At 67.1% G+C, this 18,408-nt stretch carries 17 protein-coding genes and 1 pseudogene; 10 read left to right on the top strand and 8 right to left on the bottom strand.

What is annotated here, in order from left to right; translation table 11 throughout:
* Positions 1-3: 3 nt before the first annotated feature.
* Both A5745_RS19195 and A5745_RS19190 read right to left on the bottom strand, forming a co-directional pair.
* Positions 4-489 carry an NUDIX hydrolase gene (locus tag A5745_RS19195; RefSeq protein WP_170874461.1) on the bottom strand — a complete coding sequence of 162 codons (486 nt, stop codon included), beginning with the start codon at positions 487-489 and terminating at the stop codon, positions 4-6.
* An 85-nt stretch (positions 490-574) separates the two neighbouring features.
* Entirely contained in the window at positions 575-1,045 is a 471-nt protein-coding gene (locus tag A5745_RS19190) for an SRPBCC family protein (protein ID WP_076118133.1), read from the bottom strand.
* An 83-nt stretch (positions 1,046-1,128) separates the two neighbouring features.
* Here A5745_RS19190 and A5745_RS19185 point away from each other — a divergent pair, with 83 nt between their 5' ends.
* Positions 1,129-2,853: an NAD-binding protein gene (locus tag A5745_RS19185; protein WP_076118131.1), complete on the top strand. Its 1,725-nt coding sequence runs from the start codon at positions 1,129-1,131 to the stop codon at positions 2,851-2,853.
* Here the strand turns inward: A5745_RS19185 and A5745_RS19180 are convergent.
* Positions 2,850-3,728: an LLM class flavin-dependent oxidoreductase gene (locus A5745_RS19180; RefSeq protein WP_076118128.1), complete on the bottom strand. Its 879-nt coding sequence runs from the start codon at positions 3,726-3,728 to the stop codon at positions 2,850-2,852. The two genes, A5745_RS19185 and A5745_RS19180, sit on opposite strands and share 4 nt — an antisense overlap.
* Before the next feature lie 68 nt (positions 3,729-3,796).
* Here A5745_RS19180 and A5745_RS19175 point away from each other — a divergent pair, with 68 nt between their 5' ends.
* The 3 genes from A5745_RS19175 to A5745_RS19165 are packed head-to-tail and all read left to right on the top strand — an operon-like array spanning position 3,797 to position 5,815.
* Positions 3,797-4,210, top strand: coding sequence for a VOC family protein (locus tag A5745_RS19175; protein WP_076060646.1), 414 nt, complete (start codon positions 3,797-3,799; stop codon positions 4,208-4,210).
* A gap of 2 nt (positions 4,211-4,212) precedes the next feature.
* Positions 4,213-5,400 carry a bifunctional 2-polyprenyl-6-hydroxyphenol methylase/3-demethylubiquinol 3-O-methyltransferase UbiG gene (locus A5745_RS19170; protein ID WP_076118126.1) on the top strand — a complete coding sequence of 396 codons (1,188 nt, stop codon included), beginning with the start codon at positions 4,213-4,215 and terminating at the stop codon, positions 5,398-5,400.
* Between the two features lie 25 nt (positions 5,401-5,425).
* Complete coding sequence (locus A5745_RS19165) at positions 5,426-5,815, top strand: VOC family protein (protein WP_076118123.1); 390 nt, start codon at positions 5,426-5,428, stop codon at positions 5,813-5,815.
* Here A5745_RS19165 and A5745_RS19160 read toward each other — a convergent pair.
* From A5745_RS19160 to cysD, 3 genes and pseudogenes are all read right to left on the bottom strand, one after another.
* Positions 5,812-6,297, bottom strand: coding sequence for an RrF2 family transcriptional regulator (locus A5745_RS19160; protein WP_076118121.1), 486 nt, complete (start codon positions 6,295-6,297; stop codon positions 5,812-5,814). The genes A5745_RS19165 and A5745_RS19160 overlap by 4 nt on opposite strands.
* Before the next feature lie 104 nt (positions 6,298-6,401).
* The gene (cysC, locus tag A5745_RS19155; protein ID WP_076060218.1) at positions 6,402-8,255 is read right to left on the bottom strand and encodes an adenylyl-sulfate kinase; all 1,854 of its coding nucleotides are present in this window, start codon (positions 8,253-8,255) and stop codon (positions 6,402-6,404) included.
* Positions 8,255-9,239, bottom strand: a pseudogene (gene cysD / locus A5745_RS19150) (sulfate adenylyltransferase subunit CysD). Before cysD ends, cysC begins: the two are co-directional and overlap by 1 nt.
* A 113-nt stretch (positions 9,240-9,352) precedes the next feature.
* Between cysD and kasB the strand changes: the two are divergent.
* Together kasB and A5745_RS19140 are read left to right on the top strand one after the other, a co-directional pair.
* Entirely contained in the window at positions 9,353-10,609 is a 1,257-nt protein-coding gene (kasB, locus tag A5745_RS19145) for a 3-oxoacyl-ACP synthase KasB (protein ID WP_076118118.1), read from the top strand.
* A gap of 22 nt (positions 10,610-10,631) precedes the next feature.
* Positions 10,632-11,045 (top strand): PaaI family thioesterase, encoded by a 414-nt coding sequence (locus A5745_RS19140; protein ID WP_076060216.1) that lies wholly within the window; start codon positions 10,632-10,634, stop codon positions 11,043-11,045.
* 69 nt (positions 11,046-11,114) lie between these two features.
* Here A5745_RS19140 and A5745_RS19135 read toward each other — a convergent pair whose 3' ends face one another.
* Positions 11,115-11,606: a carbonic anhydrase gene (locus tag A5745_RS19135; RefSeq protein WP_076060215.1), complete on the bottom strand. Its 492-nt coding sequence runs from the start codon at positions 11,604-11,606 to the stop codon at positions 11,115-11,117.
* A 136-nt stretch (positions 11,607-11,742) separates the two neighbouring features.
* Between A5745_RS19135 and A5745_RS19130 the strand changes: the two genes are divergently transcribed.
* From A5745_RS19130 to A5745_RS19115, 4 genes are read left to right on the top strand one after another with little or no spacing between them, the layout of a single operon-like run.
* Positions 11,743-12,717 carry an ABC transporter permease gene (locus tag A5745_RS19130; RefSeq protein ID WP_076118115.1) on the top strand — a complete coding sequence of 325 codons (975 nt, stop codon included), beginning with the start codon at positions 11,743-11,745 and terminating at the stop codon, positions 12,715-12,717.
* A 47-nt stretch (positions 12,718-12,764) separates the two neighbouring features.
* Positions 12,765-13,640 (top strand): ABC transporter permease, encoded by an 876-nt coding sequence (locus tag A5745_RS19125; protein WP_139329701.1) that lies wholly within the window; start codon positions 12,765-12,767, stop codon positions 13,638-13,640.
* Positions 13,637-15,472, top strand: coding sequence for an ABC transporter ATP-binding protein (locus A5745_RS19120; RefSeq protein ID WP_076118113.1), 1,836 nt, complete (start codon positions 13,637-13,639; stop codon positions 15,470-15,472). Before A5745_RS19125 ends, A5745_RS19120 begins: the two co-directional genes overlap by 4 nt.
* Positions 15,465-17,144, top strand: coding sequence for an ABC transporter family substrate-binding protein (locus tag A5745_RS19115; RefSeq protein ID WP_076118110.1), 1,680 nt, complete (start codon positions 15,465-15,467; stop codon positions 17,142-17,144). Before A5745_RS19120 ends, A5745_RS19115 begins: the two co-directional genes overlap by 8 nt.
* Here the strand turns inward: A5745_RS19115 and A5745_RS19110 are convergent.
* On the bottom strand, positions 17,131-18,375 hold the full coding sequence (locus A5745_RS19110; RefSeq protein ID WP_076118107.1) for an alpha/beta hydrolase: 1,245 nt from the start codon (positions 18,373-18,375) through the stop codon (positions 17,131-17,133). The two genes, A5745_RS19115 and A5745_RS19110, sit on opposite strands and share 14 nt — an antisense overlap.
* Positions 18,376-18,408 lie beyond the last annotated feature (33 nt).

Genomic DNA, 18,408 nt, shown 5'->3' with positions numbered 1-18,408 from the left:
AACTCATCGCTCCCGTAGCAGGAACAGGGCGTAGGCCGCGATCGACTGCGAGTCCGTGATCACACCCGAGCGGATCATCCGCTCGACGTCGTCGCGCGAGAACCATTGGCTGTGCATGTCCTGCTCCTCGTGCTCGCGGCGGGATTCGCCCTCGGAGATCCCGGTCGCCAGGAACACCCAGCCCCGTTGGCTGCTCAGTCCCGGAGCCACATCGAGCTGGCCGAGCGCCTCGAACGATGCCGCACGTAGCCCGGTTTCCTCGCGCAGCTCGCGCGCCGCCAGCTCGGACGGCTCGCTTTCCGCCAGGTCCGGGGCCGTGCCCTGGGGAAACTCCCAGCGCCGCGCGCCGAGGGGATACCGGAACTGTTCGACCAAGCGGAAACGCTGGCCGTCGTAGGGCAGCACGAGCGCATAGGTCGGCTTGTCCACCACCGCGAAGATGCCCGGGCTGCCGTCGGCGCGGCGGATATCGTCCTCTCGAAGCACCATCCACTGGTTCCGATAGATTTCGCGGGACGCGACGCGTTCGATGAAAGGCACGCCGCCAGTATCACGGTCGACGCACTCCCGAGATCTATGAGGCGGGTGTTTCGGCGGCCCGTTTGATGCGCCGCAACGTCTCCTCGATCCCCTGGTTGACCTGACGTCCCCGCGGCAACAGCGCTTCTGCGAGTCGGGTGGGCGCCGAACACCATACGAACTCAAAAGACTCGGTGAGCGAGGTGCCGGACGAGGACGGCTCCATCGTGTAAAGCCAACGCGTTTCTTCACGCCCAGTGCCGTCGTTGACCGTGGTGAAGCTGAATTCACGGCCCCGGTCGGCAACAACGACCACCGCCGTCCTTTCCCACCGCAGCGGACCGCGCCGGTTGTACCCGCGAAACCGCGCGCCCGGGGCCGCCGCAGTTGTCCCATCCAGCCATTCGCAGCGATAGCATTCGGGGCTCCACTCGCCCATCCGGGTGACGTCAGCGATGAGGTCGTACACGAGATCGGGCGGCGCGACGATCTCGATGCTGCTGCGCCCGCGCTGGGCTGTGGGCATGCTGCGACTCTACTTGTGGCACAACGATGTCGTGCGAAGCAGCACTTTTGCTGGGACAAATCCGCACGGTAGCGTGGGTGAGCATGCGTCGGCACATCATCGTCAGCGGTGACGACGCGCTGGCCACGACGATCGTCGAGGAGCTCAATAGCGCCGGCGTGCACATCGTCAAAGTCACCACTGCCGCCGAGCTCGCCGACGCCGGGGTGGCCCGCGCGCTCGCCGTTGTCTGCGCCGGAGACGATGACGCGACCAATCTCGAAATCGCCCTGCTGGCAAGGAAAGCCAACCCCAATGTACGGGTGGTGGCGCGGCTGGCCAACGACGTCCTGCGCACGGCTCTGACTGCCGACAAGCGGCCGGGCGCGATTCTGGACGTGGCGGAGCTCGCTGCGCCGTCGGTTGTCGAGGCATGTCTGGCGCACACCGCGCACCCGTTCGAGGCGGCTGGCATCAAATTCGTGGTCTCGGGCGCCGAGGCGCCGCGGAACGCGACGCTGCGCGAGATCTACGGCGACCTGGCGCCGGTGGCGGTGATTCACGGCGAGAACACCTCCGCCCCGGACGAGGTGGAGGTGTGCCCGGGCCGGGATCTGCCGGTGCACGCCGGCGATTGGACCGCAATGATCGGCACCGCCGACGAGCTGGCCACCCGGGGCATCAAGATCCCCCGCTCCACCGCGAGGCGCTCACGCCGGCCCCGGCTGCGGCGAGCTCTCGATGCCATACGCGGCGTGCGGGACGACCTCAATCCGATGTTCCCGCGGGCGCTGCTGGCGGCGGCCGCCCTGCTGCTCGGATCGACGGTCGTGTTGCGCCTGTTCTATCAGCCGCATCCGAAAATGTCCTGGCTCGACGCTCTGTACTTCAGCACCGAGACGATGGCGACGGTGGGTTACGGCGACTTCAGCTTCCTGTCGCAGCCCACCTGGCTGCGGCTGTTCAGCATCATGCTGATGTTCGCCGGCGTCACGACCACCGCACTGCTTGTCGCGTTCATCGCCGACCTGCTGCTCTCGCGGCGTTTCGTTCATTCGGCCGGTCGGCGCCGGGCCCGCCACCTGCGCAATCACGTCATCGTCGTCGGGCTGGGTTCGTTCGGCATCCGCGTCGTCAGCGATTTGACCAACGCCGGGTACGACGTGGCGGTCGTCGAACGCGACGAGAACAACCGCTACTTGTCGACGGCGGCAGACCTCGACGTGCCGGTGATATTCGGTGACGCGACGCTGCGTCAGACGCTGGAATCGGCCGGTGTTGCGCGTGCCCGGGCGGTAGCGGTGCTGACCCAGGACGACATGGTGAACATCGAGACCGGAATCGTGCTGCGCGAGATGCTCGGGCCCCGGGTGATGCCCGACGTCGTCCGGACCGACGTGCCGCTGGTGCTACGCGTATACGACCGCGCGCTGGGGAACGCGGTGGCGCAGCGGTTCGGATTCGAAAACGTGCGGTCGACCGTCGAACTGGCCGCGCCGTGGTTCATCGGCGCCGCCATGGGCCTGCAAGTGCTGGGGACGTTTTCCGTCGGGCAGCGCTCCTTCATGGTCGGGGGCATGCATGTGGCGGCCGGCAGCGAACTTGACGGGCTGAAAATGTTCGAGCTGTCCACCCAGACCCGCGTCATCGCGATCACCCGCCAAGACGCACCCGTCGCGCTCCACCCTCGGCGCGACGCGTGGCTTCGTGGGGGCGACACCGTCTACCTCGTCGGCCCCTACCGCGAGCTGCTGGCGACGCTGCGCAAGGGGCAGCCTCCCCAGGAACCTGCCGCCGGCCCCGATACCACTGAGCGCGCGTCGGCCTAAATCTGTCTCGCCACGTCGGCCGCGCGGCGCAGCTGGTCGAGATCCGAACTGGTCGGAATCAGCTGGACCTCGTCGGCGCCGATCGCTTCGAACTTTCGCAGGACGGCGAGCAACTCGTCTTCGCTACCGGCCCAGCCGGTCATCGGTGCCATCGCGTCGACGTACTCCGGCGGTATCCAGTTCATATAGCGGCGCAGATGACGATGTACCTGGGCGCGCGCGCCCTCGGGCGGCCCGAACGCGACCCAAAACGACGTCACCAGGTGGGGTTTCGGCTTGCCGGCCTGCGCCCACGCCGTCCGGGCCACGTCGAACAACTCGTTCTGCTTGGCGACGTCCAGATCCAGGGTGGTGCCGGCCAACCCGTCGGCCCAGGCCGCCGCGCTGCGGATGGCCTTGGGTCCCATGCTGCCCACGAGCAGCGGCGGACCACCGGCCTGGACCGGCAGCGGCCCCACCGGCAGCACCGACTCGCTGACCTTTTCGCCGGCCCACACCCGCTTCATCACCGCCACGCGGTCAGCCAAGGCGCGCATCGTCTGCGTCGCCGGATCGGCGCCGACGGCGTGGTAGTCCTCGTGCCTGCCGCCCACGCCGACCCCCACGGTCAGGCGCCCGCCGCAGAGCACGTCGCCGGTCGCCAGGGCCTTCGCCAGCAGCACCGGGTCGTGCAGCTGCGGCACGATCACCGTGCTCACCAGCCGTACCCGGCCGGTCCACGCGGCCAGCGCCCCGAGCAGCGTCAGGTGGTCCGGATTGTCGAAAGCGATGCGCTCACCCCAGCACAGCGACGAGAACGGTCCTTCGTCGATGCCGCGGGCCCAGCTCCGCAAAATTCCCGCATCCAGATCCGGCTCCATCACCGGCATCGTCATGGCTATTCGCACGACGGCGATTCTGGCATGCCTTCAATGTGCGGATCCTCAAGTGGCAGCATGGTCACGTGGGCGTCAACTGTTCTTCGATCGCGCATGTCCGCCTCACGGTCAGCGACATCGAGCGATCCCGGCGGTTCTACGAAAGCGTCTTCGATTGGCCGGTGTTGCTCGAGGTCCCGGAGAATGCCGACGAAGCAACCCGCGATCAGTTGAGCTTCCTGTTCGGCGGCGTGATCTACGACCTGGGCGGGACGCTGCTCGGATTGCGGCCGGTCGCCACCGACCGATTTCACGAGGACCGGGCCGGCCTCGACCACATCGCGTTCCGGCTGAACACCAGGGCCGAATTGGATTCCGCGGCTACACATCTCGATGAAATCGGTGTCGAGCACGAGCCGGTCAAGGACATCGGACCGTCGTACATCCTGGAGTTCCGCGACCCCGACAACATCGCCCTTGAGCTGACGGCGCCGAAGTAGCCGTGACCGACGATCCGCGCGCCGACGTCGTGTCTCGGCAATACGATCGGTGGCGCTATCCGCCCCCGATCCAGGACCTCGAGGTCTACTCCAAAACGAACTGGGAGTGGTTCGACCCGTTTCGATCCCACCGGATCTTGTGGCCCGACCGGGACTACCGACCCGACCTCGACATCCTGATCGCGGGATGCGGTGCAAATCAGGCGGCGGTGTTCGCCTTCAGCAACCGGGCAGCCAAAGTGGTGGCGGTCGACGTCAGCCAGTCGGCGCTGGATCATCAGCACTACCTCAAGGACAAGCACGGGCTGCACAACCTCGAACTGCACAAGCTCGCAATCGAAGAGTTGTCAGCGCTGCAACGAGACTTCGACCTGATCGTGTCCACCGGCGTGCTGCACCACACGGCGGATCCCTTGAAAGGCATGAAGGCACTCGCCAGCTGCCTGCGGCGCGACGGCACGATCGGCGTGATGCTCTATGCAAAATACGGCCGGATCGGGGTCGAACTGCTCGAGTCGGTCTTCCGGGATTTGGGGCTGTCCCAGGATGACGCGTCGGTGCAGCTCGTCAAGGACGCGATCCCGACGCTGCCCGCGGAGCATCCCGTCCGGAATTACTTCAAGGTGGCACGCGATCTGCACGACGACGGCGCCGTCGTCGACACGTTCTTACACGGCCGCCAGCGAAGCTACACGGTCCAGGAGTGCCTGGAGCTCGTCTCTTCAGCGGGACTCGAATTCCAGGGCTGGTTTCACAAGACGCCGTACTATCCGCACGAAATCCTCTTGCCGTCGAGCAGATTTCACGCCGCCCTGGCGGAACTGCCTGACATCAAACTCTGGTCGGCGATGGAGCGGATACAAACTCTGAATGCGACACACTTCTTCATGGCGTGTCGCCCGGACCGTCCGAAAGAGCAGTACACGATCGACTTCACGACGGCCGAATCCCTGGACTACGTTCCGGAATTCCGCACCGCGTGCGTCCTGTCCGAAGCCGACCTCATCTGGCCAGGCGGCGCCAGGCTGACACTCAGCGCCGATCGGCTGCCGTTCGTGCAACTCGTCGACGGGCGCCGCACCATCCGCGAGATCGCGGCGAGCGTCGCACAGCCCGCTGAGGTGGCTCGCGAGCTCTTTCAGGCGCTGTGGCGTCTCGACGTGCTCGCCATGGCGCTCGCCACGAGCTGATGTCGAGGGAATACTGGAAAGAACTATGTCCATCAGTTTCAACCACACCATCGTCGCCTCGCGCGACAAGCAGCAGTCCGCGGAATTTCTCGCCGACCTGTTCGGCCTACCCAGCCCGAAGCCGCTCGGCCACTTCATGGTTCTCTCGCTCGATCACGGCGCCAGCCTCGACTACGCGGACGCGCCCGAGGGTGAGGAGATCCGGCGGCAGCACTATGCCTTCCTTGTCTCCGAGCCGGAGTTCGACGCGATCTACGACAAGATCAAATCGCGCGGCATGCAGCACTGGGCGGATCCCCGCCAAGAGCGGCCCGGTGAGATCAACCAGCGCGATGGCGGGCGCGGGGTGTACTTCCTGGATCCGTCCGGCCACGCCATGGAGATTCTCACCCGCCCCTACGGCTCGGGCGGCTAGTCGCCCCTGTGCGGTGAGCCGTGCCGGACGCTCTCCTGCGCCCGATAGTCATTGGCGAGCTGCGCGACATGCTTAGGTAGCGCTCCGGCTGCGACATCCGCCAACGTCGTTTCCTCCAGCACCGAGCGCATGCTGGCGCGCAGTGCGCGCCAGACGTCGGTCAGCGCCGTCGTCGGGCCCGAGTAAGGCAGGTCCCCGAGCCCGATGTCGCGGACGCTGGCCAGCGGTCCGTCGATGCAGCGCAGCACGTCGGCGATGCTGATCTCGTTTCCCGGCCGGGCCAGCTCGTAGCCGCCTTCGCGGCCGCGGTGGCTTCGCACCAGGCGATCGGTGCGCAGGTTGGTCAGGATATCGACGAGAAATTGCGGCGGTATGCCCTGCGCGTGCGCCAGGTCATCCGTCTTGACCAGCGAGCCAGCGCTGGCCGTCGCGAGCTGCACCATCGCCCGCACCGCATACTCCGCCTTGGCTGACATGCGCACCCTGAGGATTGTGCCATCCGCCCATAGCGACGATGCGGAACGCGGAGCGTTCCGAGGAGGAGCGGGGCAATTGAACCCCGCCGATACCGACGACGCGGTCCGCGTTAGGGCCGCGACTCCAGCAGCTCGATGACGCTCTCCGCCAGCTCATCGAGCGGACGATCGGAGGTCAGCCGCAAGTCGGGATTCTTGGGCCGTTGATACGGGCTGTCGACGCCAGTGAAATGCGTGATCTCGCCCGCGCGAGCTTTGGCGTACAGCCCCTTGGGATCACGCCGCTCGCACTCCGAGAGCGGAGTGTCACAGAAGACCTCGACGAAGTCGAAGCCGGCGTCGGCGTGCACTCGACGGGCCATCTCCCGGTGTTCGGCCAGCGGACTGATCGCGGGCACCAGCACGATTTGGCCGGAGTCGGCGAGCAGCGTCGCCACATGGGCCAGCCGCCGCAGGTTCTCCGCGCGGTCGGCCATGCTGAACCCGAGATCGGCGTTCAGCCCATGACGCAGGTTGTCGCCATCGAGAACGTATGCGGGAATTCCCTTTTCGATCAGCTTCCGCTCGACGAGCATGGCCACCGACGACTTCCCGGCGCCCGACAGGCCGGTCAGCCACACCGTCCTGCCCCGGACCGCCCGGTCCGCGGCGGTTACCAGCGACGCGTGCCGCACGGTGTTGGGGCTCGCGGACTGCGCCGACACATCGCGCAACACCATGCCCGCCGCCACCGTGCCGTTGGTGTCGGGGTCGATGAGGATGAACGACCCGGTGCTGGCGTTGCGCGTGTACTCGTCGAGCAGCAGCGGCACCCGGGTGCGCAGCGAGATGCGGCCAAGTTCGTTGAGCTTCAACGCCGTTGCGGACTTGTCGCGGTGCAAAGTGTTGACGTCGAGCCGGTACTCCAGCGCGGTGACCCGCGCCCGCGTGGTCCGGGTGGTGTGCTTGATGACATATTCGCGGCCGGGCTCCAGCGCGGAACCGTCGGCCATCCAGCAGACGGTCGCATCGAATTCCTGCGCGACCCGCGGGTGGTTGTTGGTGCGGGCGATCATGTCGCCGCGGGATATGTCGATGTCGTCCGCGAGGCTCACCGAGACGGCCATCGGCGGAAACGCTTCTGCCACAGGGCCGGTCGGCCCATCGATCGAGGTGATGCGGGTGCTCTTGCCGGTCGGCAGCACCACCACCTCGTCACCGGGGCGCATGACCCCGCTGGCCACCGTTCCCGCATAGCTGCGGTGGTCTTGATGCTCGTGGGTCTGTGGCCGAATCACGTATTGCACCGGGAAGCGCACGTCGACCAGGTTGCGGTCACCGGCGATGTAGACCTCTTCGAGGTGCGACAGCAGCGCGGGTCCCTCGTACCAGGGCGTCCGGTCCGACTTGGTCACCACGTTGTCGCCGTGCAGCGCGGAAATCGGTATGGTCGCCACGTCCTGCACATCCAGACGTGCGGCGAAGGCGTGGAACTCGTCGCGGATCGCCTCGAATTTCTCTCTGTCCCAGTCGATCAGGTCCATCTTGTTGACCGCCAGCACGATGTGCTGGATGCCCAACAGCGAGGCCAGGAAGGCGTGCCGGCGCGATTGTTCGAGCAGGCCCTGCCGCGCATCGACGAGCACGATGACCAGTTGGGCGGTCGACGCCCCGGTCACCATGTTGCGGGTGTACTGGATGTGCCCCGGGGTGTCGGCGATGATGAATTTCCGCTTGGGAGTGGCGAAGTAGCGGTACGCGACGTCGATCGTGATGCCCTGCTCGCGTTCGGCCCGGAGGCCATCGGTGACCAGCGCCAGGTCGGTGTATTCGTGGCCGCGCTCCTTGGACGTCCGCTCCACCGACGCCCACTGGTCTTCCATTACGGCCTTGGAGTCGTAGAGCAGGCGTCCGATCAGCGTGGACTTGCCGTCGTCGACGGAGCCGGCGGTTGCGATGCGAAGTAGCGTGGCGGGTGCGGCCATCAGAAGTAACCCTGCCGCTTGCGGTCTTCCATTCCGGCTTCCGAAATCCGATCGTCGGCGCGGGTCGCGCCCCGCTCGGTCAAGCGGGACACCGCGGTTTCGGCGATCACCTCCGACACGGTCGCGGCCGCCGATTCCACACATCCGGTACAGGTGACATCCCCGACCGTGCGGAACCGCACCATGGCCTCGAACACCGGTTCGTCGGCGCGCGGCTGCATGTGCCGGTGTACCGCCAGCAGCATTCCGTCGCGGCTGAACACCTTGCGCCGGTGCGCGAAATAGATCGACGGCAACTTGATCTTCTCGGCGCCGATGTAGGACCAGATGTCGAACTCGGTCCAGTTGGACAGCGGGAAGACGCGAATGTGCTCGCCCTTGTGGTGGCGTCCGTTGTAAAGGTTCCACAGCTCGGGCCGCTGGGCCTTCGGGTCCCACTGGCCGAACTCGTCGCGGAAGCTGAACACTCGCTCCTTGGCCCGCGCCTTCTCCTCGTCGCGCCGCGCTCCCCCGAACGCCGCGTCGAACTTGTTCTCCCGGATGGCGCGCAGCAGCGTCACGGTCTGGATCGGGTTTCGCGAGGGGATGGTTTCGACGACCCGGCCGGCATCGATGTCTTCCTGCACCGAGGCGACCACGAGGCGCACCCCGGCCTCGGCGACCAGTTCGTCGCGGGTCGCGATCACCTCGTCGAAATTGTGGCCGGTGTCGACATGCATCACCGGGAACGGCAACCGCCCTGGACGGAATGCCTTGAGCGCCAGATGCAGCATGACGATGGAGTCCTTGCCGCCCGAGAACAGCAGCACCGGCCGCTCGAACTCGGCGGCCACCTCCCGAATGATGTGGATCGCCTCGGCTTCCAGCGAGCGCAGATGGCTCAGCTCGTACTGCCCGGCCGCCGGGGCGGCCTTCACATCGCTGGTCATGGGCCCCTCAAATAATCCCAATAAACTTGGTAGAACTGACCATGTTTACGGTCATTGCCGTATATAAAACCAGCCTCCCCCGTCGATGTCAATGACCTCCCACGTGGCGTACCTTGGGGCACGTCTCCGCTCGTCTGGAGCATGGAGGGGAAGGGTTTAGCGGACCTGATGGCACCGTTGGCTACGGGGAACGGTTTGCCAAACGTCGTCGTCACCGGCATGGCCATGACGACGGCGCTGGCGACCGACACCGAAAAGACGTGGAAGTTGTTGCTGGACGGGCAAAGCGGCATCCGAACCCTCGACGACTCGTTCATTGAGCACTACGACCTGCCGGTGCGCATCGGGGGGCACCTGCTGGAGGATTTCGACGACGGATTGACGCGCGCCGAGCGGCACCGGATGGGTTACCTGGCGCAGATGTCCACCGTTCTGGGCCGCCGGGCGTGGGAAAACGCCGGCTCGCCCGAGGTCGACGGCAACCGGCTGATGGTATCCATCGGCACCGGCCTGGGCTCGGCCGAGCAGATCGTGTTCAGCTACGAAGACTTGCGCGCCCGTGGGAAGAACGCCGTCTCGCCGCTGGCGGTGCAGAAATACATGCCCAACTCCGCCGCGGCGGCGGTCGGCCTGGAACGGCACGCCAGGGCCGGCGTGATCGCCCCGGTTTCGGCGTGTGCGTCCGGTTCGGAAGGCATCGCCCAGGCGTGGCGCAACATCGTGTTGGGTGAGGCGGACATCGCCATCTGCGGCGGCGTCGAGGTCAGGATCGAGGCAGTCGCGATCGCCGCGTTCGCTCAGATGCGCATCGTGATGTCCACGAAAAACGACGACCCGGCGGGCGCCTGTCGCCCGTTCGACAAGGACCGCACCGGGTTCGTCTTCGGCGAAGGCGGCGCCCTGATGGTGATCGAGACCGAGGAGCACGCCAAGGCGCGTGGTGCCCCGATCGTGGCCCGCATCATGGGTGCCAGCATCACCTCCGACGGCTTCCACATGGTGGCGCCGGACCCCAACGGCGTGCGCGCCGGGCACGCGATGACCCGGGCGATCGAGCTCGCCGGCATCACCCCGCACGAGATCGACCACGTCAACGCCCACGCCACCGGCACCTCGGTCGGCGACGTCGCCGAGGGCAGGGCCATCAACAACGCGCTGGGCAGTAACAAGGCCGCGGTCTACGCACCCAAAGCGGCGTTGGGCCACTCGGTCGGGGCGGTGGGCGCTGTGGAGTCGATCCTGACCGTGCTGGCGCTGCGCGACCAGGTCATTCCGCCGACCCTGAACTTGGTCAACCTGGACCCCGAGATCGACCTGGACGTGGTGGCCGGCAAGCCGAGGCCCGGCAATTATCGGTATGCCATCAACAACTCGTTCGGATTCGGCGGGCACAACGTCGCCATAGCCTTCGGCCGGTACCCCTAGCCTGGACGCCTAGCCTGGACGGATGACCAACCCCTCGGGTCGCGATGTCATCGCGCAGTTTCTGCCGCAATCGCCGTTCGTCGCCAAACTGGGAATCGTCGCCGACCACCTCAGCGATGACGAAGTGCGGCTGCGGCTGCCGTGGGATCCCTCCAATGTCACCCTCGGCGACATGGTCCACGGCGGCGCCATCGCCACCCTCGCCGATGTCACCGTCATGGCGGCGGCCTGGTGCGGCGCCGCGGCACCACCCGACCTGCGCGGCGTGACGGTGTCGATGACGCTGGACTTCATGGCGCCGGCCCGCGCCACCGACGTGATCGGCGTGGGCCGGGTGCTACGCCGGGGCCGCTCGCTGACCAACTGCGAGGCCGAGATCCTCGACACGCACGGCACGCTGGTCGCCAAGGCCCTCGCGACCTACAAGGTGGGTTAGGTTTCCCGGCGAGCAGACGCAGAACCGCACTCGGTCGAGGCTTTTGATGCGATTCTGCGTCTGCTCGCGCTATAGGGTGACTTCGTCGAGCTTGCCGGTGGCGACGTCGAAGACGAACCCGCGCAACGAGACGTGCTTGGTCACGAACGGACTGTTTTCGATGCGGCGCATCGATTGCCGCACATCCTCGGCGGCATCCGGAAACGCCTCCGCGGCCCACGGCGGCTTGACCCCGGTCTCCTCCTGAATGGCGCGCTTGAAGTCGTCGTCGGTGAACGTGAGCATCCCGCAGTCGGTGTGGTGAATCAGGATGATCTCCCGCGTGCCCAGCAATCGCTGGCTGATGGCCAGCGAGCGGATCGCGTCGTCGGTGGCGACGCCGCCGGCGTTGCGGATCACGTGGGCCTCCCCTTCGCCCAGCCCCAGGATGCGGTAGACGTCGAGCCGGGCATCCATGCATGCGAGGACCGCGACGTGTTTGCTCGGCGGCATGGGCAGCGGTCCCTTGAAACCGCTCGCGTACTGGGCGTTGTTGGCCAGGTAGTCATCGGTGACCGTCATAGCAGCCTCCTGCGGTATTGCGGCTTGAAATTAGCAACGGACCACCCGTAATTCACGCATGAAAATCAGGCGGATCACAAGGACGCCTCGAGACGCCTTAACCTGTCCCAATGCGGCACGGGCGGCTCGGTCGGGCATGATTCGCTTCCTGGCGCGCCGGTTGCTCAACTATGTCGTGCTGTTGGCGCTGGCATCGTTTCTGACCTACGGCCTGACGTCGCTGGCCTTCTCGCCGCTGGACAGCCTGCTCCAGCGCAATCCCCGCCCCCCGCAGGCCGTCATCGACGCCAAGGCCCACGCGCTTGGTCTGGACAAACCCATACCCCTGCGCTACGGGCACTGGGCCTCGCACGTCGTGCGCGGCGACTTCGGCACAACCATCACCGGCCAGCCGGTCGCCGCCACGCTGTGGCGCCGCGTCGGAGTGAGCCTGCGGTTGCTGGTGATCGGCTCGGTGGCGGGCACGTTGCTGGGCATCGCGGCGGGCGCGTGGGGCGCGATCCGCCAGTACCGACTCAGTGACCGTGTCGTCACCATGCTGGCGCTACTGGTGCTGAGCACACCGTCGTTCGTCATCGCCAGCCTGTTGATTCTCGGTGCCCTGCGGGTGAATTGGGCCGTCGGCGTCCAGCTCTTCGATTACACCGGGGAGACGTCGCCCGGGGTGACGGGTGCCGGGCACGAATTGCTCGACCGGCTGCGGCATTTGATCCTGCCCACGCTGACGCTGACTCTGATGGCCGCCGCGGGATACAGCCGATATCAGCGCAACGCCATGCTCGACGTCCTCGGCCAGGATTTCATTCGCACCGCCCGCGCCAAGGGCCTCACCCGCCGGCGCGCGCTGCTGAAGCACGGGCTGCGCACCGCGCTGATCCCGCTGGCGACGCTGTTCGCCTACGGGGTGGCCGGGCTGGTCGTCGGAGCCGTGTTCGTCGAGAAGATCTACGGATGGCACGGCATGGGCGAGTGGCTGGTACAGGGCATTTCGACCCAGGACACCAACATCATCGCCGCGATCACCCTGTTCTCCGGCATGGTGGTGCTGCTGGCCGGCCTGCTGTCCGACGTCATCTACGCGGCGCTTGATCCAAGGGTCCGGGTGTCATGACGTCTAGCTCGCAAACCGCTGCGGCCCAGGGGGTTTCGGTTCCCGAGGTGGCGGGTTTCGCCTCGCGGCGCACCTTGGTGCTGCGCCGGTTCGCCCGCAACCGGCTGGCGGTGGCGTCGCTGGTGCTGTTGGCGCTGCTGTTCGTCGGCTGCTACGCGCTGCCTTCGCTGCTGCCCTATTCCTACGACGACCTCGACTTCAACGCGCTGCTGCAGCCGCCGAGCACCCGTCACTGGCTGGGCACCAACGCGCTGGGCCAGGACTTGTTGGCGCAAATCCTGCGCGGAATGCAGAAGTCGATGCTGATCGGCGTCTGCGTGGCGTTCATCTCCACCGGCATCGCCGCCACCGTCGGGTCCATCGCCGGCTATTTCGGCGGGTGGCGGGACCGGGTGCTGATGTGGGTGGTCGACCTGCTGTTGGTGGTGCCCAGCTTCATCCTCATTGCCATCCTCACGCCGCGGGTCAAGAAGTCGTCGAGCATCCTGTTGCTGGTGCTGCTGCTGGCCGGCTTCGGCTGGATGATCAGCTCGCGCATGGTCCGTGGCATGACCATGAGCCTGCGGGAACGTGAATTCATCCGCGCCGCACGGTATATGGGAGTGTCCAGCCGCCGGATCATCGTCGGTCATGTGGTGCCCAACGTGGCGTCCATCCTGATAATCGATGCCGCGCTCAACGTCGCCTCGGCCATCCTCGCCGAAACCGGCTTGAGCTTCCTCGGTTTCGGCGTCCAGCCGCCCGATGTGTCGCTGGGCACCCTGATCGCCAACGGCACCCAGTCCGCGACCACCTTCCCCTGGGTGTTCTTGTTTCCCGCCGGGGTCTTGGTGCTGATCCTGGTGTGCGCCAACATGACCGGCGACGGCCTGCGCGACGCGCTGGACCCCGGCAGCGGGATGCTGGGGGGCGGTACCCGATGAGCCTCTTGCAAGTGACGGACCTGGCCGTCAGCTTTCCGACCGACGGCCAACCGGTCGCCGCGGTGCGCGGCATCAGCTACCACATCGAGCCCGGCGAAGTGGTGGCGATGGTCGGCGAATCGGGATCGGGCAAGTCGGTGTCGGCGATGGCGGTGGTCGGGCTGCTGCCCGAGCATGCGCGGGTGCGCGGTTCGGTGCGGTTACACGACACCGAGCTGCTCGGGCTTGGCGACGAGGCGATGTCGCGCTTCCGCGGCAAGACGGTCGGCATGGTGTTCCAGGATCCGATGTCGGCGCTGACACCGGTCTACAGCGTCGGCGACCAGATCGCCGAGGCGATCGAAGTCCACCAGCCGCGCGTGGGCCGCAGGGCCGCCCGCCGGCGCGCGGTCGAACTGCTTGAGCTGGTGGGGATTTCGCAGCCGGAGCGACGGGCCAGGGCGTTTCCGCACGAGCTGTCCGGCGGCGAGCGGCAACGGGTCGTCATCGCGATCGCGATCGCCAACGATCCCGACCTGTTGATCTGCGACGAGCCCACCACCGCGCTGGATGTCACCGTGCAGGCGCAGATCCTCGACGTGCTCAAGACCGCGCGCGACGTGACCGGCGCCGGTGTGCTCATCATCACGCACGACCTGGGCGTTGTCGCGGAGTTCGCCGACCGGGCGCTGGTGATGTATGCGGGACGGATCGTCGAGTTCGCCAGCGTGGCCGATCTGTACCGCGGCCGCCAGATGCCCTACACCGTGGGACTGCTGGGATCGGTTCCCCGGTTGGACGCCGCGCAAGGTACCCGGCTGGTACCCATTCCCGGTGCGCCCCCGTCGCTGGCCGGGCTCGAGCCCGGCTGTCCGTTCGCGCCGCGCTGCCCGCTGGTCATCGACGAATGCCGTTCCGCAGAGCCGGAATTGGTCGAGGTCGGTATGGATCACCGGGCGGCCTGCATCCGCACCGATCAGGTCGGCGACCGTAGCGCCGCGGACATCTACGGGGTCAACACCTCCGCACCTGCCACGGCGGCCGGCGACTCACCCGTCGTCGTGCGGGTGCGCGATCTCGTCAAGACGTACCGGCTGACCAAAGGCGTGGTGTTGCGCCGCGCCGTCGGGGAGGTCCGCGCCGTCGACCGCATCAGCTTCGAGTTGCGGCAGGGGCGCACCCTGGGCATCGTCGGCGAGTCCGGCTCGGGCAAGTCGACGACGCTGCACGAGATCCTGGAACTCGTTGCGCCGCAATCGGGATCGATCGAGGTGCTGGGCGCGGATGTTGCCGTCATGAGCCCGACGAGCCGGCGGACGCTGCGACGCGACATCCAGGTCGTCTTCCAGGACCCGGTCGCCTCGCTGGACCCGCGATTGCCCGTCTTCGAGCTGCTCGCCGAACCGTTGCGGGCCAATGGTTTCGGCAAGAGCGACACCAACGCGCGGGTCGCCGAGCTGCTCGACATCGTGGGCTTGCGCCGCGCGGACGCGGCCCGCTACCCCGCCGAGTTCTCCGGCGGGCAGAAGCAGCGCATCGGCATCGCGCGGGCGCTGGCATTGCAGCCGAAGATCCTGGCCCTCGACGAACCGGTGTCCGCCCTCGACGTCTCCATCCAGGCGGGGATCATCAACCTGCTGCTCGATCTGCAAGAGCGGTTCGGCCTATCGTATCTCTTTGTTTCCCATGATCTTTCGGTGGTCAAACACCTCGCCCACGACGTGGCGGTGATGTATGCCGGCGCGATCGTGGAACAGGGCGACAGCGACGAGATTTTCAGCAATCCGCAACACGACTACACGCGGCGGCTCCTGGACGCGGTCCCGCAACCCGATCCGGGCCGTTATGTCTAGGCGGGGCGTGTCGAGGCGTCTTCGGGCGCTTGTCCTCGTTGCGCTCGTGGTGTCCGGCTGCTCGCCGGCCATCAGCCTCCCGCCCCCGACGGGCGACGTCACGTCGATCGGCACGACCAGCGACCTCAACCCGCGAGACCCGGCCACGCTGCAAGACGGCGGGGATTTGCGGCTGGCGCTCAGCGATTTTCCGCCGAACTTCAACATCCTGAACATCGACGGCAACTCGGCCGAAGTCGCCGCGATGATGAAGGCCACCCTGCCGCGGGCGTTCATCATCGGGCCGGACGGCTCGACGACCGTCGACACCGACTACTTCACCAGCGTCGAGCTCACCGGGACCAACCCGCAGGTGGTCACCTACACCATCAATCCCAAGGCCATGTGGTCGGACGGCACGCCGATCACATGGCGCGACATCGCGAGCCAAATCCACGCCCTCAGCGGGGCGGACAAGAACTTCGCGATCGCCGCACCCGGCGGCGCCGACCGCGTCGCGTCGGTGACCCGCGGGGTGGACGACCGGCAGGCCGTCATGACCTTCGCCAAGCCCTACGCCGAGTGGCGGGGCATGTTCGCCGGCAACGGCATGCTGTTGCCGGAAAGCATGACCGCGACGGCCGAGGCGTTCAACAACGGGCAGCTCGGCGGTCCGGGTCCGTCCGCCGGTCCGTTCATCGTCTCGTCCCTGGACCGGACCACGCAGCGAATCGTGTTGACCCGCAACCCGAAATGGTGGGGACGGCCGCCGCGCCTGAACACCATCACCTTCCTGGTGCTCGACGACGCGGCCCGGCTGCCCGCGCTGCAGAACAACACGATCGACGCGACCGGTGTCGGCACACTGGACCAGCTGACCATCGCGCAGCGGACCAAAGGCATCTCCATCCGGCGCGCCCCCGCCCCGAGTTGGTCGCACTTCACGTTCAACGGCGCCCCTGGGGCCATCCTGGAAGACAAGGCTTTACGGGTCGCGGTGGCCAAGGGCATCGACCGCCAGACCATCGCCCGGGTCGTCCAATACGGCCTCACCAGTCACCCGGTGGCATTGGACAACCACATCTATGTCGCCGGCCAGGAGGGCTACCAGGACAACAGCGCCACCGTCCCTTACGACCCCGCCGCAGCGAGACGAGAGCTCGACGCGCTGGGCTGGAAGCAGCGCGGCCAGTTCCGCGAAAAGGACGGGCGCCAGCTGGTCATCCGCGACCTGTTTTACGACGCGCAGGGCAGCAAGGTGTTCGCCCAGATCGCCCAGCACGACCTGGCCCAGATCGGGGTCAAACTCGAACTGGTCGCCCGGTCCGGCAGCGGGTTCTTCACCAACTACATCAACGTCGGGGCCTTCGACATGGCCCAGTTCGGCTGGCTCGGCGACGCGTTCCCGCTGTCCGCGCTGACCCAGATCTATCAGTCCGACGGGGCCAGCAACTTCGGCAAGATCGGCAGCCCGGAGATCGACGCCGCCATCGAGCGCACGCTCGAAGAGCTCGATCCCGGAAAGGCCCGGGCGCTGGCCAACGACCTCGACAAGCTCATCTGGGCCGAGGGCTTCAGCCTGCCGCTGACCCAGTCGCCCGGCGACGTCGCCGTGCGCAGCACGCTGGCCAACTTCGGCGCACCCGGACTGGCCGACCTGGACTACACCGCGATCGGATTCATGCGGACCTGAGCCGCCGTCGCATCGCCGGCACGGTGGGCACCGCGCTCTCGGCGATGGCGGCCGCCGCAATCGCCTTCCACAGCAAGCGGACTGCGACGCGCGGGGGGATCTCGTCGAGAGCCGGGGCCTGGGCAACCAGCCCGTCGAGATCGCCGCGGAACACGGCGCCCGCGATGGCCAGGGCCGCGGGCTCACGAAAGTCCAGCGCGCTGTGGGCCATGGTGGGCAATTTCATCAGCACGGCCTTCGGCAGCAGCGACGCCACCCGCTCGGCCACCGCGGGCGGAGTGATCAGGTCGCGGCCGCCGGAAACCACCACGGTGGGCCAGCCGAAGTTCGGCATCTCGGCCGGCAGGTCGTACGGCTCGTCGTCGAAACTGACCTTTTGCGTCCGGATTTCGCGCTCGGCCACGGCCGGGTCGAGCGGCAGGCCGTCGGGCTCGGCGGCGTAGTCAAGCTCCCGGAACGCGATCCGGCTCACCAGGTCTTCCTCGTAGCGGAACGGCAGGTTGGACAGGGTGGTGAATCGGGATATTGCCCACCACAACATCTTTCGTCCGTCTAGCAACAGATCCAGTTGACGATCCAGCAGGCCGGCGCCGCCGTGTCCGTAGATCGTCGCGATGATCTGCGTCGCCGATGCGGTCATCACGCCCGCGTCGACGAGCTTGCGGACCTTGGGTGCCAGGGGCGCGGTTTCGGGGCTGTCTCCCTTGAGCAATAGCCGGCGAATTGCGCGGCGCACGATCACGATGTCGTGCCGTGACAGCAGCGGGGAATCGAGGACCATCGCGCGCACCCGCGCCGGATGGCGAACTCCGACGCCGGCCGCGATGTAGGTGCCGTACGAGGTGCCATAGATGACGGCCGAATCCGCGCGGGCGTCGTCGAGCACCGCGGCCACGTCGTCGACGACCTGGTTCACGGTGAGCGCGCGGGGCGGCAGGTCGGCACCCGAGTCGTCATGGCGTGACATTCCCACCCCGCGGTGCTCGATCATGATCACGTCGAGACCGGCGGCGGCGGCGCGCCGTCGTAGTCCTTTGTACATCTGCACCGACGCGACACCCGGGCCGCCGGGGATGATCACCAACGGGTGGGTGGACCGGCGGCCGGTGCGTACGTAGAACAGGTCGAACTCGTCAGCGCTGGCCGGCGAGACGGGCCGGCGTACCCGGCGCACGCCCGGCAGCCTCGCCAGCTTTTCGTGCGCCCGGCGCCGCTTCGCGTCCATCGTCATCGGTGTCGGCCCGCCATCGTCCCATTCTGCCGA

This window comes from Mycobacterium sp. IS-2888, assembly GCF_001954215.1.
Taxonomy (GTDB): Bacteria; Actinomycetota; Actinomycetes; order Mycobacteriales; family Mycobacteriaceae; genus Mycobacterium.
The sequence above is the reverse complement of the archived record's forward strand: the minus strand, read 5'-3'. Positions and strand labels throughout refer to the sequence as shown.

What these genes read in the sequence shown, in the direction of transcription:
- A5745_RS19190 (WP_076118133.1), bottom strand. Translation starts at nt 1,045, where the DNA reads ATGCCCACAGCCCAGCGCGGGCGCAGCAGCATCGAGATCGTCGCGCCG.
- kasB (WP_076118118.1), top strand. Translation starts at nt 9,353, where the DNA reads ATGGCACCGTTGGCTACGGGGAACGGTTTGCCAAACGTCGTCGTCACC.
- A5745_RS19120 (WP_076118113.1), top strand. Translation starts at nt 13,637, where the DNA reads ATGAGCCTCTTGCAAGTGACGGACCTGGCCGTCAGCTTTCCGACCGAC.
- cysC (WP_076060218.1), bottom strand. Translation starts at nt 8,255, where the DNA reads ATGGCCGCACCCGCCACGCTACTTCGCATCGCAACCGCCGGCTCCGTC.
- A5745_RS19130 (WP_076118115.1), top strand. Translation starts at nt 11,743, where the DNA reads ATGATTCGCTTCCTGGCGCGCCGGTTGCTCAACTATGTCGTGCTGTTG.
- A5745_RS19135 (WP_076060215.1), bottom strand. Translation starts at nt 11,606, where the DNA reads ATGACGGTCACCGATGACTACCTGGCCAACAACGCCCAGTACGCGAGC.
- A5745_RS19165 (WP_076118123.1), top strand. Translation starts at nt 5,426, where the DNA reads ATGTCCATCAGTTTCAACCACACCATCGTCGCCTCGCGCGACAAGCAG.
- A5745_RS19140 (WP_076060216.1), top strand. Translation starts at nt 10,632, where the DNA reads ATGACCAACCCCTCGGGTCGCGATGTCATCGCGCAGTTTCTGCCGCAA.
- A5745_RS19180 (WP_076118128.1), bottom strand. Translation starts at nt 3,728, where the DNA reads ATGACGATGCCGGTGATGGAGCCGGATCTGGATGCGGGAATTTTGCGG.
- A5745_RS19115 (WP_076118110.1), top strand. Translation starts at nt 15,465, where the DNA reads ATGTCTAGGCGGGGCGTGTCGAGGCGTCTTCGGGCGCTTGTCCTCGTT.
- A5745_RS19110 (WP_076118107.1), bottom strand. Translation starts at nt 18,375, where the DNA reads ATGACGATGGACGCGAAGCGGCGCCGGGCGCACGAAAAGCTGGCGAGG.
- A5745_RS19195 (WP_170874461.1), bottom strand. Translation starts at nt 489, where the DNA reads ATGGTGCTTCGAGAGGACGATATCCGCCGCGCCGACGGCAGCCCGGGC.
- A5745_RS19185 (WP_076118131.1), top strand. Translation starts at nt 1,129, where the DNA reads ATGCGTCGGCACATCATCGTCAGCGGTGACGACGCGCTGGCCACGACG.